Source organism: Saccharothrix xinjiangensis, from assembly GCF_039527585.1.
In the GTDB taxonomy this organism is placed as follows: domain Bacteria; phylum Actinomycetota; class Actinomycetes; order Mycobacteriales; family Pseudonocardiaceae; genus Actinosynnema; species Actinosynnema xinjiangensis.
In genome coordinates this window covers 81591-95590 of sequence record NZ_BAAAKE010000034.1, presented here as the reverse complement: position 1 = coordinate 95590, position 14000 = coordinate 81591, and the positions used below count along the sequence as shown (strand labels likewise).

Sequence of the window (14000 nt, the reverse complement as noted above, 5' to 3'; positions counted from 1 at the left end):
TCGACAACGCGACCTGGTCCGCCCCCGGCAGCGACACCAACCCCGCCGGCCCCGACGTCAAGTCCACCACCACGGTCTCCATCCCCTACGCCTACACACTCGACCAGACCACCTGCGTGCCCGGCATCGTCAACCGCACCGCAGGCGCCAACACGGGCATGAAGGAATCGAACGGCACCTGCTGAACGAACCCCACCAGGTGCGGTCGAGCTTTGCTCTTGGCCTGTGGACGAAGGGCGATCGCCAGGCTGCCACCGATCCACGTGCCGGCACTGCGACGGCATACCCGGCTCCGGTGATCGGCTGCGGCCTGCGACGCCGCTGACGGCCACGACCGCCTCCACCACGTCGAGAAGTGCGTCAACGATCATCATGAACGGCGGTTGCCGGGCAACAGCGGCCCGGCAACCGCCGTTCGACACGAAGGTCGGCCGCTGAGGTGAAGTCGACGTCGAGGTCGGTGGCGGCGCGCCGGGCGTGCCCGATCGCTTCGGCGGACAGGTCGACCCCGGTCACGCGGTGGCCGCGTCGCGCGAGTTCCAGGCTGTGCCGTCCGCTGCCGCACGGCACGTCCAGGACCAGCGAGCGCGGCGCGAGGTCGAGGCGTTCCTCGACGAAGTCGATCTCCTCGACGGTGACCTCCGGTGGCACGGCGCGCCGCCAGAACTCGTTGGGCAGTTCGGTGAAGAAGTCCACGTACCAGGTGGACGAGGGTGTTCCGGACATGGGGGAAGCTCCTTGCGGTGCATCGGTTCCTGATGGCGATGTCACCGGGCGGCACCGGGCCGTCGAACGGCCTCGGTGCGGTGGCCCGGTGTGAGGTGCCGGGCAGCCATGGCTTCCTCCGCAGTCAGCGGTCCCCGAGATGCCGGCAGCACCCGATGGGGATCGGTGAACGACTTCTCGGGCGGGCTCGGCGGACGCCGTGCCGCCCGCTCGCCGCCGTCGTGCGAACGCGGTGGCGTCCCGCCGGGCGGGACGCCGTTCCCGGCGGGGCGGCCGCCTGATAGTCCACTCTGGACAGACCATCAGGTCCAGAGTGGACTATCGGGGTCGTGTGCTCAAGCGGGCCGCAGGGTCAGGCGGGCCCGCAGGTCGCGCGACGACACGCGCATCCCCACCGCCTGGCGCATCTCCCGCGCCAGCAGTCGCAGCAGCGGGTGGAACCCGAACAGCAGCTCGCCGTCGAGGTCCGTGCCCTCCTGCGCCAGCAGGTGCCGGTCGACCAGCCGTTCGGTGACCTGCTCGGCCACCGGCTGCGCCACCCCCAGCAGGCGCCCGATCGCCGCGTAGCCGAACGAGGGCGCGTCGAAGTCGGCGAGCAGCAGCAGCGCGGCGCGGTCGCCCGCGGACAGCCCGCGCAGGTTGCCCGCCAGGCTGCGCCGCACGTCCAGGTCGCCTAGCTTCAGCTCGCCCAGCCGCCGCCGGTCGCCGGAGAGCCGGTTGGCGAACCACGACAGCGACCAGTGCGGCTTGGCCGCCAGCCGCGCGCCCGCCACCCGGATCGCCAGCGGCAGCCCGCCGCACAGCCACACGATGCGCTCGGCCTCGGTCCGCTCGGTGACCACGCGCTTCGCCCCGGTGATGCGGATGAGCAGCGCGAGCGACTCCTCGTCGGTGAACGGCTCCAACCACACCGTCCGCTGGCCCTCCAGCGTCGGCAGCGGCGTTCGCGAGGTGACCAGCACCTGGCACCGGGGCGCGCCCGGCAGCAGGGCGCGGACCTGCTCGTCGTCCGCCGCGTCGTCCAGCACCACGAGCACCCGCCGCTCGGCGAGCGCGTTGCGGTACAGCAGCGCCCGCTGGTCGAGGGACGCGGGGACGTCGTTGTGCCCCAACGCCTCCAGCAGCACCCCGAGCGCCTCCTCCGGGGTGCGCGGCCGGTCCGTCGACCCGCCCAGGTCGACGAACAGCCGGCCGTCCGGGAAGGCCGCGCGGTGGCGGTTGGCCGCGTGCAGCGCGAGCGCCGTCTTGCCCAGGCCCGCCATGCCGGTCACCACGAGCACCGGCGGCGGCCGGGACTCGTCGTCGTGGCCGACGACCTCGGCCACCGAGGCGAGCTGCTCCCGGCGCCCGCTGAAGTCCGCGATGTCCGGCGGGAGCGTGGAGGGCCGCGCCGCGGCCACCGCCGGCGGGCGCGGCCTCGGTGCGGCGGCGGTGGTCGCGCCCAGGTCGTCGGTCAGGATCGCCTGGTACGTGCTGCGCAACGTCGGGCCCGGGTCCACGCCCAGTTCCTCGGCCAGCAGCAGGCACCCCTCGTGATAGGTGGCGATCGCGGCGGCCTGCTGGTCGGACCGGTAGAGCGCCATCATCAGCTGCGCGCGCAGCCGTTCCCGCAACGGGTGGGTGTTGACCAGGCCGGTGAGTTCCGCGGTGAGCCGGTCGTGCCTGCCCAGCGCCAGTTCCGCGTCGATCCGCAGTTCCAGCGCCTCCAGTCTCGCCTCTTCGATCCGGGGCCGCTCCGCCTCCGCCATGTGCTCGGTGACATCGGCCAGGGTCGGTCCCCGCCACAGCGAGAGAGCCGTTCCCAACAAGTCCGCCGCCTTGTCGTAGCGGTGGTCGCGCAGGGCCGTGCGGCCCGCTCGGGACAACTCGTCGAACTCCTTGTAGTCGAATCTCGCGGAACCCGTCCGGAGCTGGTAGCCCGGTCCTTTCCGGATGATTCTCATGTTGTCGCGCAGGTGCGGCCGGAGGCGCGAAACATATGTGTACAATTGCGCCTGGTAAGTCTTCGGCGGGTTCTTCCCCCAGAGCGCTTCACCCAGGTAGGCGTCGGACAGGGCGCGTTCGTCGGCGATCAGCAGCGCGGCCAGCATCGTCCGCTGCTTCGACCCCTTAAGCGGCAGTTCGACGCCGTTGGCCCAGAGTCCTACCGGTCCTAATATCCTGAACTCCACCAAGCATCCCCCCATGCGAGTTGTTGTCCGAGGAGGTCGGGATGTCATCACCGTGTGAGTCGGAATACCCAGCCGGCTCCGCGGTGCAATGTGATCGCCGCCGGTGCCGCCGGTGATCACTGCTTACCCGACCGGAGTGTCCTCGATCCGTCACCGTAGCCGAAGTTCGGCGAACTGACCAGATCGCCGGATGATCGCCTATCGCCGTTCGGTTACCTCGCGGTAAGTTCCGAAATGTCGCCATCGGCCCCTCGGGCGACGCGATCGGAAACCCGTTATGGCTGCGGTATAGATCCCGCGTAGATGTTGACCGCCGGTTCGCCGGTGCCGATCGGCCCCCTCCCCGTGCTCCGGTTGTAGGTCAGGTTAGCACCTGCTAAGGTTCTTTGGCATGGCCCAGGAGTCGCAATGAGCCTCCCCATGCCGACGGGGGACGGCTTGGTCCTGGCGCTGGCCACGCTGGCCAACCCGCACCGGCTGCGGGTGGTCGCCGCCCTGGTGCGGGAGCGCAACTACGTCAGCGAGCTCGCCCGGGAGCTGGGCATCAGCCGCGCGCTGCTCCAGGTCCACCTGCGCAAGCTGGAGCACGCGGGGCTCGTCACGTCGCAGCTGGAGCTCTCCCCGGACGGCAAGGCCATGAAGTTCTACGAAGTCACCAGGTTCCACCTGGACCTGACGCCGGAGTCGGTGGCCAACGCCGTGCGGACGCTCAGCCCGCGGCAAAGCGAGAAGGGAACGCCGTGATGCGGGATTCAGACTGGATGGAGGTCGTCGGCACCATCGGGGTCTTCGTCCTGCTGACGGCCGTGATCACAGTGGGGATCTGGCAGCTCGCCGCCACCTGGCGGGCCAAGGTCGTGGTGGGCCGCGAGGAGGCGTACCGCGCGCTCGCCGAGTCGGCCGAGCGCGAGCGGGAGGCCACCCGGCGGCAGCTGGAGGCCATCGACGAGCGGCTGGCCGCGGTGGACACCCGGCTCGCCTCCATCGAGCGGGTGCTCAGGGAAGTCGAGTGAGCCGCGCGCGGGTGTGTCCACACAGGACCGCCCGCGGAGGTCCGGGTGGCCGGCGCCGATAGCGGGGCTACCGAAGGAATATAGGTCGCCGGGCGACCGTGGTGACCATGAACGCACCCGGTTTTCGCGCGAGCGCCACCAGCGCGCCGAGCCTGCTCGCCGTGCTCACCGACGAGTGGGGCGGCAACCCCTACGCCCTCTACCGCGCGCTGCGCGAGAGCGGCCCGGTGCACTGGGACGAGTGGATGCGGTCCTGGGTGGTGGTCGGGTACGACGAGATCGCCCGGCTGGCCAAGGACGACCGCCTCTCCGGGGCGCGCATCGACGGCTTCCACGAGCAGCTGTCGCCGACCGCGCGGCGTGAGATCGCGCCGCTGCGCACCGCGCTGGCGGACATGATGCTGTTCAACGAGCCGCCGCGGCACACGCACCTGCGCAGGCTGGTCCGGCCGGGCCTGACGCCGGGGTTCACCAGGCGGATGCGACCGGTCATCCAGGAGCAGGTCGACCGGTTGCTCGACCGGGTGGTGCCCACCGGGCGGATGGACGTCATCCACGACTTCTCCGAACCGCTGACGCGCGAGGTGGTCGGCCGGCTGGCGGGCGTGCCCGCGCACCACATGCACCTGCTGGAGGACTGGCAGGGCCTGCTGCACGAGTACTTCACCCAGTCGCGGGCCGAGCTGCCGCGCATCGCCCGGCTGCGGTCGGTGTTCGACGAGGGCGTGGCGGGCCGCCGCGACGGCACCGGCGCCGACCTGTTCAGCCAGGTCGTCGCGCCCCAGCTGGCGAGCGGCGACTACACCGAGGACGAGGTCTTCGCCAACTTCCTGCTGCTCATCGACGCCGGCCAGGCCACCACCACCCACCTGATCGGCAACGCGGTGCTCGCCCTGGTCGAGCACCCCGACCAGGCGCGGCTGCTGCGCGAGCGGCCGGACCTGGCGGCGAACGCCGCGCACGAGTTCCTGCGCTACGACAGCTCGGTCCAGTTCACCACCCGCGTCGCGCTGACCGACCTGGAGGTCGCGGGCGTGCGGGTCGCGGCCGGCGAGTCGGTGGCGCTGGTGGTCGGCGCCGGCAACCGCGACCCCCGGCACTACCCCGACCCGGACCGGCTGGACGTGACCCGCAAGGCCACCGACCACCTGTCGTTCGGGTCGGGCATCCACTACTGCCTGGGCGCGTCGCTGGCGCTCGCGGAGATCGAGCTGGCGATCGCGTCGCTGCTGGCGCGGACCAGGGACCTGAGGGTGGCGGAACCGCGGCTGGAGTGGCTGGAGAGCGTGAACTTCCGGTTCCTCAAGAAGTTGCCGATCCGGTTCGGGCTGCGCTGAGGGTTCCGCGCACGGCGAAGGGGGCCGGGATCACCCGGCACCCTTCGTCGATGCCGTCAGGGCGTCAGCCGCGCGATGAACGGCTGCGCGCCGCCGCGACGACCGGGCCGTCCGGCAGGGCGGACAGGTCGTGCACGGACGTGGTCGCGGCGACCGGGCCCGCAGCCTGCCGCCCGGTGCCCGGCCAGCGCACCAAACCCTCGTGGGTGGTGTGGATCTGCGCGGCCGGCAGGCCGCTGCTGTGCGGCGCGAACCCGCGCGGGTACGAGTGTGCTCGTCGTCGGTGCCGTCGGGCAGCGCGGTCCTCGTCCACGACGAGCCCTGCCACCGGTGCACCGCGTTCACCCCTTGCCCACCGCGGGCGCGGCGGGTTCGAACTCGGCGCGCCGCACCTCCTCCTCCGCGGCCACCTCGATGCGCGCGGTGGCGAAGCGCAGGATCGGCGGCGCCATCACCGACGTGACGACGGCGATCAGCACCACCACCGTGTAGGTCGCCGTGCTCAGCACCCCCAGCCGCAGGCCGACCATCGCCACGACCACCTCGACCACGCCGCGGGCGTTCAGGCCCGCGCCCAGCGCCAGCGCCTCCCACCGGTTCAGACCGCTGGTCCACGCGCCCAGCCACGCCCCGGTGAACTTGCCGACCACCGCGATCGCCAGCAGCGCCAACGCGGTCACCGCCACCACCGGGTCCGCCAGCGCGGTGAGGTCCACGCGCAGCCCGGCCGTCGCGAAGAACACCGGGGCCAGCACCGCGGTCACCAGCGTCCGCAGCGGTGCCAGCCGCGCCAGGACGTCCGGCCCGGCGGCCCGCACCAGGACGCCGCCGACCAGCGCCCCGAACACGGCCTCCAGGCCCAGGGCGTGCGTGACGACGCCGCACAGCACGACCACCACCACGGCGACCGCGACGGTGGTCCCGCCCTCGGACCGGGTGCTCGCCCGCAGCGCCCGGCGCACCAGCGGCCGGGCCACCAGCGCCGCCACCACCAGGAACAGCACCAGGAACGCCACCGACCGCAGGACCCCGCCGGCCCGCAGCCCGGTGGTGGCCATGGCGGTGACCGCGGACAGCCCGATCCAGCCGAGCACGTCGTCCACCGTCCCCGCCACGAGGATGAGCTGGCCGACGTCGCGGTGCAGCAGCTTCAGGTCCAGCAGGGTCTTCGCGATCACCGGGATGGCGCTCACGCACATCGCGATCCCGAGGAACAGCGCGAACACCGGCCGGTCGCCCCGGCCGGCCAGCAGCGACGCGGGCACCGCGAACCCGGCCGCGATGCCCAGCGCCAGCGGCACCGCGAACCCCGGCAGGCTGACCCGCGCGGCCGTCGCGCCGCGCCGGCGGACCAGGCCGAAGTCCAGGTGCAGGCCGGTGACGCCGACCAGCAGCAGCACCCCGAACTGCCCGAACGCGTCGAGCAGGTGGAACTGCGCCGGATCGGGCGGGAACAGCCACGCCCACCACGCGGGGGCGAGGTGGCCCAGCAGCGACGGCCCGAGGAGCACGCCGGTCAGCAGCTCGCCCACGATCGCGGGCAGCCCGCAGCGCACGGCCAGCCTGCCCAGCAGCAGCGCCACCGCCAGCAGGAGCCCGACCTGGAGCAGGAACAGCAGCAGCGGGTGCCCGCCGATCGGCGGCACGGGCGCGAGCGCGATCGCCACGGTCCGGTCCCGGTCAGTCCGACATCGCGACGAGGATGCGGCGCGCGCCGGTGAACGGCCGCCTGCCGTGCCCCACCAGCACGTTGTCGATGAGCAGCAGGTCGCCCTCCCGCCAGTCCACGTCCACCGCCGCGTCGAGGCCCCGGTCGCGGACCTGCGTGACGTACTCGGCGGGGATGGGCGAGCCGTCGGCGAACGTCACCGACTGCGGCAGGTCCGCTTCGTCCATGATGGAGTGCAGCGCGCCGGCCGTCTCGTCGCCCAGACCCGCCACGTGCCACTGGTCGGCCTGGTTGAACCACACCTCGTCGCCGGTGACCGGGTGCCGGGTCGTCGAGGGCCGGTGCTGCTCGACCCGCACCCCGCCGTCGTCCTTCCACTCCCAGCGCGCACCGGCGCCGGCCAGGAACGCGTCCACCTTGGCGCGGTCGCCGGTCTCGAACGTGTCCTGCCAGCTCTTGCCCAACCCCTTGCCGCCGTGCAGGTTCTGCACGTACCGCACGCCCGGCACGAACGCCTCCCGAACCTCCGGGTCCAGCGACTCCAGCCAGCGCACCCCGTCCACCACGGGCGTCGCGCCGCCGCTGCCGGGCTGCCGCGCGCAGAAGAACAGCAGCCGCGACGGCCACTGGTGGGCGTAGGACATCTCGTTGTGCATGGAGATCGTGTACTCGGGCGGGTACTCGGTGGAGGTGTAGACGTTGTCGCCGACCTTGGTGCGCGGCGAGTTCCCGTGCACGTAGGCCAGGCGGTTGGGCAGCAGGAGGTCCATGACCTCAGGCAGCTCGGCGCTCGTGACGCCGAAGCCCCGGAACACCAGGGCCTTGTGCCGGACGAGCAGCTCGTCCAGGCCGTTGTCGGAGGCGAGGAAGTCGATCAGGCCCCGCGGGGTCGGTTCCGCCCCCAGGCCGGTCGGGTCGAGTTCCTCGGGAACCCAGTTCGGGTCGTGTGCCATCGGTGTGCTCCCCACGGGTGAGACGTGGGACCGACCTTTTGCGCGACGCCTATATTTCTTCCGTACCCGGCCCCGCGCAGCCCGCGTATAGCCGGAATATCGACGGAGCGACACGATTTTCCCGATACCGGCATCGGGGGGGAGCTCGTGACGTCGATCATCACCAGTCCGGCCGATTTCAACGTCGGCGACCTGTACGTCGACCTGCGCGGCGCGTTCGGCCGAAGTCTGTTCCTCAAGTGCGAGGGCTTCAACTTCGCGGGGTCCATCAAGCTCAAGGCCGCGCTGGAGATGGTGGAGGTCCAGGAGCGGCTGGGCGCGCTCGCGCCCGGCGGCACGGTCGTCGAGTCGTCCTCGGGCAACATGGGCGTGGCGCTGAGCGTGGTGGCCGCGGCGAGGGGTTACCGGTTCGTGTGCGTCACCGACGTGCGCTCCACCGCCGCCGCGCGCCGCGTCATGGCCGCCTACGGCGCGGAGGTGCACGTGGTCGACGAGCCCGACGAGGCGGGCGGCTACCTCGGCACCCGCCTGGCGCGCGTGCGGCGGCTGTGCCGGGAGCACCCGGACTACGTGTGGCTCAACCAGTACGCCAACCCGGGCAACTGGGGCGGCCACTACCGCACCACCGGGCCCGAGATCGCCAAGGCCTTCCCGGAACTGGACGTGCTCTTCGTCGGCGCGGGCACCACCGGCACGCTGATGGGCTGCGCCCGGTACTTCCGGGAGCACCACCCGTCCGTGCGGGTGGTGGCGATCGACTCGGTGGGCTCGGTGACGTTCGGGATGCCGCCCGGTCGGCGGATGATCCCCGGTCTGGGCTCCAGCGTGCGGCCCGCCATCCTCGACGAGTCGTGGGTGGACGAGGTCCTGCACGTGCCGGAGGTGGACGCGGTGCGCGCGTGCCGCGCCATGCTGCGCAAGGGCTTCCTGTTCGGCGGCTCGACCGGGACGGCCGTGGCCGGGGCGCTGACCTGGCTGGACCGGGCCGGCGCGGGCGACGACCTGACGGCGGTGACCATCTCGCCCGACCTCGGGAACCACTACCTCGACACCGTTTACGACGAGCAGTGGGGCCGCGAGGTCTTCGACCTCGACGGGTGACGGGTGTCCCGGCCGGTGCGCCGTGCTGCGACGGGGGCTGCCCGGCCGGGACGCGTGGGCCCGCTGCCCGCCGCTCCCGCTGCCCGCCGCTCCCGCTGCCCGCCGACTCCGCTGCCCGCCGACTCCGCCACCGGCTCTCGGGCCGAACCCCGTTCCGCTCAGAGCGCAGCCCGGAGCGCGGCGGCCCGGGGGTGGTTGCCGAGCGCCAGGTAGCGGTCGGCCGCCTGCGCCAGCTTCTCGCCGGCGCGCCGCGTGTGGCCGCTGCGCAGGTAGGTCAGCCCCAAGCCCTCCAGCGCCGCCGCCTCCACGCGCACGTCGCCGAGCCGCTCGGCCCGGCTCAACCCCGCCTGGTAGCCGGCCACGGCCTGCTCGGCGTCACCGGCGTGGCGCCAGGTGTCGCCGATCCCGTTGTGCAGGTCGGCGACCAGCTCGGCCAGCCCGAGGCGCCGGGCGCGGGCCAGTGCCCGTCGCAGCGTCACCAGCGCCGACGGGTAGTCGGCGAGCGCGGTGTGCTGCCTGCCCAGCCCACCCAGCACCGCGACCGAACCGCGCTCGTCGCCGACCCGCTGGTAGATCTGCCGGGCGCGGTGCAGGGCGTCGAGCGCCTCGCGGGGTTCGCCCCTGGCGTCGTGCACCAGGGCGAGGTCGGCCCACGCCGTCGCCTCCTCCCGGGTACCGGACCGGTCGAGGTGCTTGACCGCCCACGACAGGTGCTCGAAGGCGGTGTCCGGGTCGCCCGCCTGGAGGGCCGCGGCGCCGAGGCCGATCGCGGCCAGGGCCTGGCCGTCCGCGTCGCCCTCGGCGCACGCGCGGTCCAGCGCGGCCTCGCACAGCCGCCGGTGGTGCCCGGGGTGGCCGCGCCGGGTGAAGTAGCGGCCGAAGCGCTCGGTGGCGGCCAGTGCGACGGCGGTGTCCACGAGGCGGTCCTCGATCGCGTGGCGGATCACCTCGACCAGGTCGTCCTCGTGGTCGTCCAGCCACGACGAGGCCACCGCCGGGTCGGTGAACCGCGGCGCGCCGGCCGCGCCGGGCAGCCGGACCTCCCCGCCACCCGACCCGGGCAGGACCGCGTGCACCGCGCGCCACAGCGCGCCCAGGTACCAGCCGGCCAGCCTCGTCCGGGCCTGCCCGAGCCACGCCTCCGGTTCCTCGGCCAGCGCCCGTTCCCGGCCGAACGCGCGCACCAGGCCGTGGAACTCGCACCGGCCCCGGTCGACCCGCACCAGGTGCGCGTCGACCAGCGGCTCCAGCAGGCCGGCGAGCCGGTCCGGCCCCGTCCCCAGGGCCACCGCGGCGGCGGCCGTGCTCGGCGCCGGGCACGGCGCGGCGGCCAGCAGGCGGAACGCGCGCGCCGACGCGGCCTCCAGGCGCCGGTAGCTGGGCATGAGGCTGGCGCGCACCCCGAGGTCGTCGAGCCTCAGCTCATCCATCCGGACCCGCTCGTCGCGCAGCAGGCCGGTGACCGGGCCCAGGTCCTCCCGGCCGCCCAGCAGGACCCGACCGGCGGCGATGCGCAGCGCGAGCGGCAGGTGCCCGCACGCCGCGACCAGTTCGCCCGCGCCGTCCCGCGGCGGCCCGCCCAGCGCCGCGGACAGCAGCGCGACGGCGTCCGGGGTGCTGAGCACACCCACGTCCACCCGGTCCGCCACGTCGAGCGCGGCCAGGTGGGACCTGCTGGTCAGCAGCACCGCGTTGGTCGCCGAGCCGGGCAGCAGCGGGCGCACCTGCGCGGCGTCGCGCGCGTCGTCCAGCACCACCAGCACGCGCCGGTGCGCGAGCAGCGACCGGAACAGCGCCGTGCGCGCGGGCAGCGCGGCGGGCACCCGTTCGTCGGGCACGCCGAGCGCGCCCAGGAACCCGCGCAGCACCTCGTCCGGGTCCGCGGGCCGGTCGCCGGTGCCCTCCAGGTCGGCGAAGAGCTGACCGTCCGGGAACACCTCGGCCACCAGACGGGCCACCCGCACCGCCAGCGCGGTCTTGCCGGCGCCCGCCACGCCGGAGAGCAGGACGACGCCGGGGTCGCGGCGCCGCTCGGTCAGCCGTCGGGTCAGCGACCCGACCAGGGCGGAGCGGCCGGCGAACCCCGGCGCGTCCGGCGGCAGCTGGGCGGGCACCGACAGGTCCGCGTCGGGCCGCAGGACCTGGTGGTAGGCCTCGGAGAGCCGGGTGCCCGGCCCGACGCCGAGCTCCTCGGCCAGCCGTTCCCGCACCGCGTGGAACACCCGCAGCGCTTCGGCCCGCCTGCCGCAGCGGTGCAGCGCCACCACCAACGCGGCGTGCAGCTCCTCGTCGAGCGGGGCCGGACCGGTGGCCCGCACCAGGTGCGGCACCAGCGCGGCGCTGGCCGCGCGCCCCTCGGCCAGCCTGGCGGCCAGCAGCACCGCCTGCCGGTGCCGCGAGCGCACCGCCTGCACCTCCGGCAGGTCGGCGACCGCCTCGCCCAGGTCGGCGAGCACGTCGCCGCGCCACAGCTCCAGCGCGGAGCGCAGCAGCCCGAGCGCCGCGTCCGGCCGGGCGCCCGCCGCGGCGGCGAGCAGGTCGTCGAACACCGACAGGTCCAGCAGGTCGCGCGGCACGTCGAGGCAGTAGCCGCCGCCGCTGTGCCGCAGGATCGACTCGCCCCGGCGCCGCCGGCCGGGCTCCAGGGCGTTGCGCAGGGCGGCGACGTAGCCCTGCACCTTGTTCACCGCGTTCGCGGGCGGGGCGGACCAGAGCACGTCGACCAGCCGCGCCCGGGGGACCGGGCGCCCGGTGTTGAGCAGCAGCAGGGCGAGGATGACCCGCTGGCGCACCGGTCCCGTTTCCACGGGCTGGTCCCGCCGCCGCACCTCCAGCGGACCGAGCACCCGGGCGCGCACGGAAGAGCCTGGTGAATCGGACATGAAGTTCCCCGTCCCCAGTAGTCAGACGCGGTTGCCGCAGCACTCCTCAAAAGATATTGGCACAAGTCTTCCCATTGATGTCAACATCGCGTCGTCGCACGTCGGCGGGTTCGAATAGTTTCCGCATAGGAGAATTATCGAATCGCACCGGGCTGTCGGCGCGCCCTCGCGCGCACTTCCCCCCGAGGTGTCGGGAAGTCCCTTGTGGACGGTCGGTGGCCGGCGCGCCCCCGCTCCGTCAGTCGTTCGTCAGTCGGACCGGCCACAGTGGTGACACCTGCCAAGGAGGTGGAGAAGACCTCCAGAACGGGAGACGAGATGAAGCACATCCGATACGCCCTCGCGACGCTGGCCGGTGTGGCCGCGCTCCTCGGGCTGACGTCCCTGGGCGCCGCCACGGCGCAGGCCGCGGAGACGACGGCCGCCCCGGCCGGCGTCGTGCAGCCGCTGACCAACCCGCCCGGTGCCTGCACCAGGGACGAGTTGGGCGACTGGAAGACCGACAGGTTCGGCATCATCCACTACTGCACCTACATCGACGGCGGGTACTACTGGATCCCGCTGTAAACCGCAGGGAGCGGCCGACCGCGCCGCCAGGCGATCGCGAATCGACGGGGCGGCCCGGGGTGACACCCGGGCCGCCCCGCCGGCGTCGTCGGGCACCCCCGTCGCGGGGGTAGCCTCGGGGCGAGGGGTGCTTCCGACCAGAGGGGGACATCATGTCGGCAGAAGATCCCGTCCCGGCCCGCCGGGCCGCCGTCGCCGCCGCGGTCGAGCGGCTCGGCGCCGACCACCGCGAGGTGCTGGAGCTGCGCAACGCGCTCGGCTTCGCCCTGCACCGCGCCGGCCGGCTGGAGGAGGCCGAGGCCGAGCTGCGCGCCGCGCACGCCGACTGCGCCCGCGTCCTCGGGCCGACGGACGGGACAACGCTGTTGGGTCAACGTTTCCTGACCGCCGTCCTGGTCGACGCCGGCGACCTGGCCGAGGCCGAGCGCCTGCAGCGCGAGCTGGTCGAGGCCTCGGTGACCGCGCTCGGCGAGCACGCCCCGGCCACGCTGGGCAGTCGCGTGAACCACGCCGTCCTGCTCCACCGCCTCGGCCGGCGCGACGCCGCCGAGCGGCAGCAGCGCTCCACGCTGGAGGTCTGCGCCCGGGTCCTCGGTGCGGACCACCCGATCACCTCCGGGTGCCGCACCAGCCTGGAGGTGATGCAGGGGACCTCCTGAGGTTCCCCGCGCGTCGCCGGTGCGGTCCGGTGGCGCGTTCACTCCGCAGTGATCGTCTCGTGCTCGGCGGGCGGGTGGGTTCCCACCCGGCCGTTCGCGTGTCCGGACCCCTCCGGCGCCCCGGTCGGGTGACCCTCCCGGACGAGGGGTTGGCGGTCGGTGTGGCAGGTGCTAACATTTCTTGGCATGTGCCAGGTGTTGATATGGTAGGGACATCGCCCTCCGGGGATGATCTGGTGCATGTGCTGGGAACGCTGGCCAACCCGCACCGGATGCGCATCCTCGCGACCCTGGCCGGCGGGCGCAGCTACGTCAGCCAACTCGCCCGCACCCTCGGCATCGGCCGCGCGCTGTTGCAGGTGCACCTGCGCAAGCTGGAGTCGGCGGGGCTCGTCACGGCCCAACCGGAACTCTCGCCGGACGGGAAGGCGATGAAGTTCTACGAGGTGAACCCGTTCGCCTTCCACCTGACGCCGCGGTCCATCTCGGACGCGGCACGAACGCTCAGCGCGGCCGAGGCGCCGCAGGGCAGAGAGGACCACAGCAGATGAGCGGCCGAGAATGGCAGGAGGCGTTCGGCGTCGCCGGGGCCTTCATCCTGCTCACCGTGGTCATCGCGGTGACGATCTGGCAGCTCGCGGCCAGTCGGCGGGCCCGGTTCGCCCTGCACCGCGAACAGGCCTACCGGAGCCTCGCCGAGTCGGCCGCGGTCGCCCAGGAGAACGCCGACCGCCGGTTGACCGAGATCGACAAGCGGTTGGACGAGGTGCGCACGCGGCTGGGTGGGATCGAGCGCGTGCTCAAGGACGTGGAGTAGCACGACCCCGGGGCGCCGAGCGGCAACTCGGCGCCCCGGGCCTGGCAGAAGCAGTACCCACCCTCGCCGGACCGGCGAGTTCGCACGGCAGTACCCCTTCGCCGA

At 73.4% G+C, this 14000-nt stretch carries 15 protein-coding genes; 9 read left to right on the top strand and 6 right to left on the bottom strand.

Going from position 1 to position 14000, the window contains the following annotated elements:
- Positions 1–185 (top strand): hypothetical protein (locus ABD223_RS38920; RefSeq protein WP_486374875.1); only part of this gene is annotated, 185 nt, incomplete at its 5' end.
- Between the two features lie 175 nt (positions 186–360).
- Here the strand turns inward: ABD223_RS38920 and ABD223_RS38915 are convergent.
- Together ABD223_RS38915 and ABD223_RS38910 are read right to left on the bottom strand one after the other, a co-directional pair.
- The gene (locus ABD223_RS38915; protein WP_344042503.1) at positions 361–726 is read right to left on the bottom strand and encodes a class I SAM-dependent methyltransferase; all 366 of its coding nucleotides are present in this window, start codon (positions 724–726) and stop codon (positions 361–363) included.
- Positions 727–1061: 335 nt separating this feature from the next.
- A complete protein-coding gene (locus ABD223_RS38910; RefSeq protein ID WP_344042501.1) occupies positions 1062–2816 on the bottom strand; it encodes an AfsR/SARP family transcriptional regulator in 1755 nt (584 codons plus the stop codon).
- A gap of 489 nt (positions 2817–3305) precedes the next feature.
- Here ABD223_RS38910 and ABD223_RS38905 point away from each other — a divergent pair, with 489 nt between their 5' ends.
- From ABD223_RS38905 to ABD223_RS38895, 3 genes are all read left to right on the top strand, one after another.
- Positions 3306–3641, top strand: coding sequence for an ArsR/SmtB family transcription factor (locus ABD223_RS38905; RefSeq protein WP_344042499.1), 336 nt, complete (start codon positions 3306–3308; stop codon positions 3639–3641).
- A complete protein-coding gene (locus tag ABD223_RS38900) occupies positions 3641–3910 on the top strand; it encodes a hypothetical protein (RefSeq protein WP_344042497.1) in 270 nt (89 codons plus the stop codon). Before ABD223_RS38905 ends, ABD223_RS38900 begins: the two co-directional genes overlap by 1 nt.
- 107 nt (positions 3911–4017) lie before the next feature.
- Positions 4018–5247 (top strand): cytochrome P450, encoded by a 1230-nt coding sequence (locus ABD223_RS38895; RefSeq protein WP_344042495.1) that lies wholly within the window; start codon positions 4018–4020, stop codon positions 5245–5247.
- 64 nt (positions 5248–5311) lie between these two features.
- On the opposite strand, the gene ABD223_RS38890 is transcribed toward ABD223_RS38895, so the two are convergent.
- Genes ABD223_RS38890 through ABD223_RS38880 form a run of 3 tightly spaced genes read right to left on the bottom strand, consistent with a single transcriptional unit; the run spans position 5312 to position 7869 of the window.
- Positions 5312–5575 carry a hypothetical protein gene (locus tag ABD223_RS38890; RefSeq protein WP_344042493.1) on the bottom strand — a complete coding sequence of 88 codons (264 nt, stop codon included), beginning with the start codon at positions 5573–5575 and terminating at the stop codon, positions 5312–5314.
- Positions 5576–5588: 13 nt separating this feature from the next.
- Positions 5589–6914, bottom strand: a complete 1326-nt coding sequence (locus ABD223_RS38885) for a cation:proton antiporter (protein WP_344042491.1) — start codon at positions 6912–6914, stop codon at positions 5589–5591.
- A 13-nt stretch (positions 6915–6927) separates the two neighbouring features.
- The gene (locus tag ABD223_RS38880; RefSeq protein ID WP_344042489.1) at positions 6928–7869 is read right to left on the bottom strand and encodes a TauD/TfdA family dioxygenase; all 942 of its coding nucleotides are present in this window, start codon (positions 7867–7869) and stop codon (positions 6928–6930) included.
- 147 nt (positions 7870–8016) lie between these two features.
- Here ABD223_RS38880 and sbnA point away from each other — a divergent pair, with 147 nt between their 5' ends.
- Positions 8017–8970, top strand: coding sequence for a 2,3-diaminopropionate biosynthesis protein SbnA (gene sbnA, locus ABD223_RS38875; RefSeq protein ID WP_344042487.1), 954 nt, complete (start codon positions 8017–8019; stop codon positions 8968–8970).
- A 158-nt stretch (positions 8971–9128) separates the two neighbouring features.
- Here the strand turns inward: sbnA and ABD223_RS38870 are convergent, their stop codons facing one another.
- Positions 9129–11852, bottom strand: coding sequence for an AfsR/SARP family transcriptional regulator (locus ABD223_RS38870; RefSeq protein ID WP_344042485.1), 2724 nt, complete (start codon positions 11850–11852; stop codon positions 9129–9131).
- 318 nt (positions 11853–12170) lie between these two features.
- Between ABD223_RS38870 and ABD223_RS38865 the strand changes: the two genes are divergently transcribed.
- The 4 genes from ABD223_RS38865 to ABD223_RS38850 all read left to right on the top strand — a co-directional run bounded on the left by ABD223_RS38865 (position 12171) and on the right by ABD223_RS38850 (position 13895).
- A complete protein-coding gene (locus ABD223_RS38865) occupies positions 12171–12419 on the top strand; it encodes a hypothetical protein (protein WP_344042483.1) in 249 nt (82 codons plus the stop codon).
- Between the two features lie 152 nt (positions 12420–12571).
- On the top strand, positions 12572–13078 hold the full coding sequence (locus tag ABD223_RS38860) for a tetratricopeptide repeat protein (RefSeq protein ID WP_344042481.1): 507 nt from the start codon (positions 12572–12574) through the stop codon (positions 13076–13078).
- 236 nt (positions 13079–13314) lie between these two features.
- Positions 13315–13629: an ArsR/SmtB family transcription factor gene (locus ABD223_RS38855; RefSeq protein ID WP_344042479.1), complete on the top strand. Its 315-nt coding sequence runs from the start codon at positions 13315–13317 to the stop codon at positions 13627–13629.
- The gene (locus ABD223_RS38850; RefSeq protein ID WP_344042477.1) at positions 13626–13895 is read left to right on the top strand and encodes a hypothetical protein; all 270 of its coding nucleotides are present in this window, start codon (positions 13626–13628) and stop codon (positions 13893–13895) included. Before ABD223_RS38855 ends, ABD223_RS38850 begins: the two co-directional genes overlap by 4 nt.
- The last annotated feature ends 105 nt before the right edge of the window (positions 13896–14000 follow it).

Coding starts and splice junctions, on each gene's coding strand:
- ABD223_RS38915 (WP_344042503.1), bottom strand. CDS start 726: ATGTCCGGAACACCCTCGTCCACCTGGTACGTGGACTTCTTCACCGAA.
- ABD223_RS38910 (WP_344042501.1), bottom strand. CDS start 2,816: ATGCTGGCCGCGCTGCTGATCGCCGACGAACGCGCCCTGTCCGACGCC.
- ABD223_RS38905 (WP_344042499.1), top strand. CDS start 3,306: ATGAGCCTCCCCATGCCGACGGGGGACGGCTTGGTCCTGGCGCTGGCC.
- ABD223_RS38900 (WP_344042497.1), top strand. CDS start 3,641: ATGCGGGATTCAGACTGGATGGAGGTCGTCGGCACCATCGGGGTCTTC.
- ABD223_RS38895 (WP_344042495.1), top strand. CDS start 4,018: ATGAACGCACCCGGTTTTCGCGCGAGCGCCACCAGCGCGCCGAGCCTG.
- ABD223_RS38880 (WP_344042489.1), bottom strand. CDS start 7,869: ATGGCACACGACCCGAACTGGGTTCCCGAGGAACTCGACCCGACCGGC.
- ABD223_RS38870 (WP_344042485.1), bottom strand. CDS start 11,852: ATGTCCGATTCACCAGGCTCTTCCGTGCGCGCCCGGGTGCTCGGTCCG.
- ABD223_RS38865 (WP_344042483.1), top strand. CDS start 12,171: ATGAAGCACATCCGATACGCCCTCGCGACGCTGGCCGGTGTGGCCGCG.
- ABD223_RS38860 (WP_344042481.1), top strand. CDS start 12,572: ATGTCGGCAGAAGATCCCGTCCCGGCCCGCCGGGCCGCCGTCGCCGCC.
- ABD223_RS38850 (WP_344042477.1), top strand. CDS start 13,626: ATGAGCGGCCGAGAATGGCAGGAGGCGTTCGGCGTCGCCGGGGCCTTC.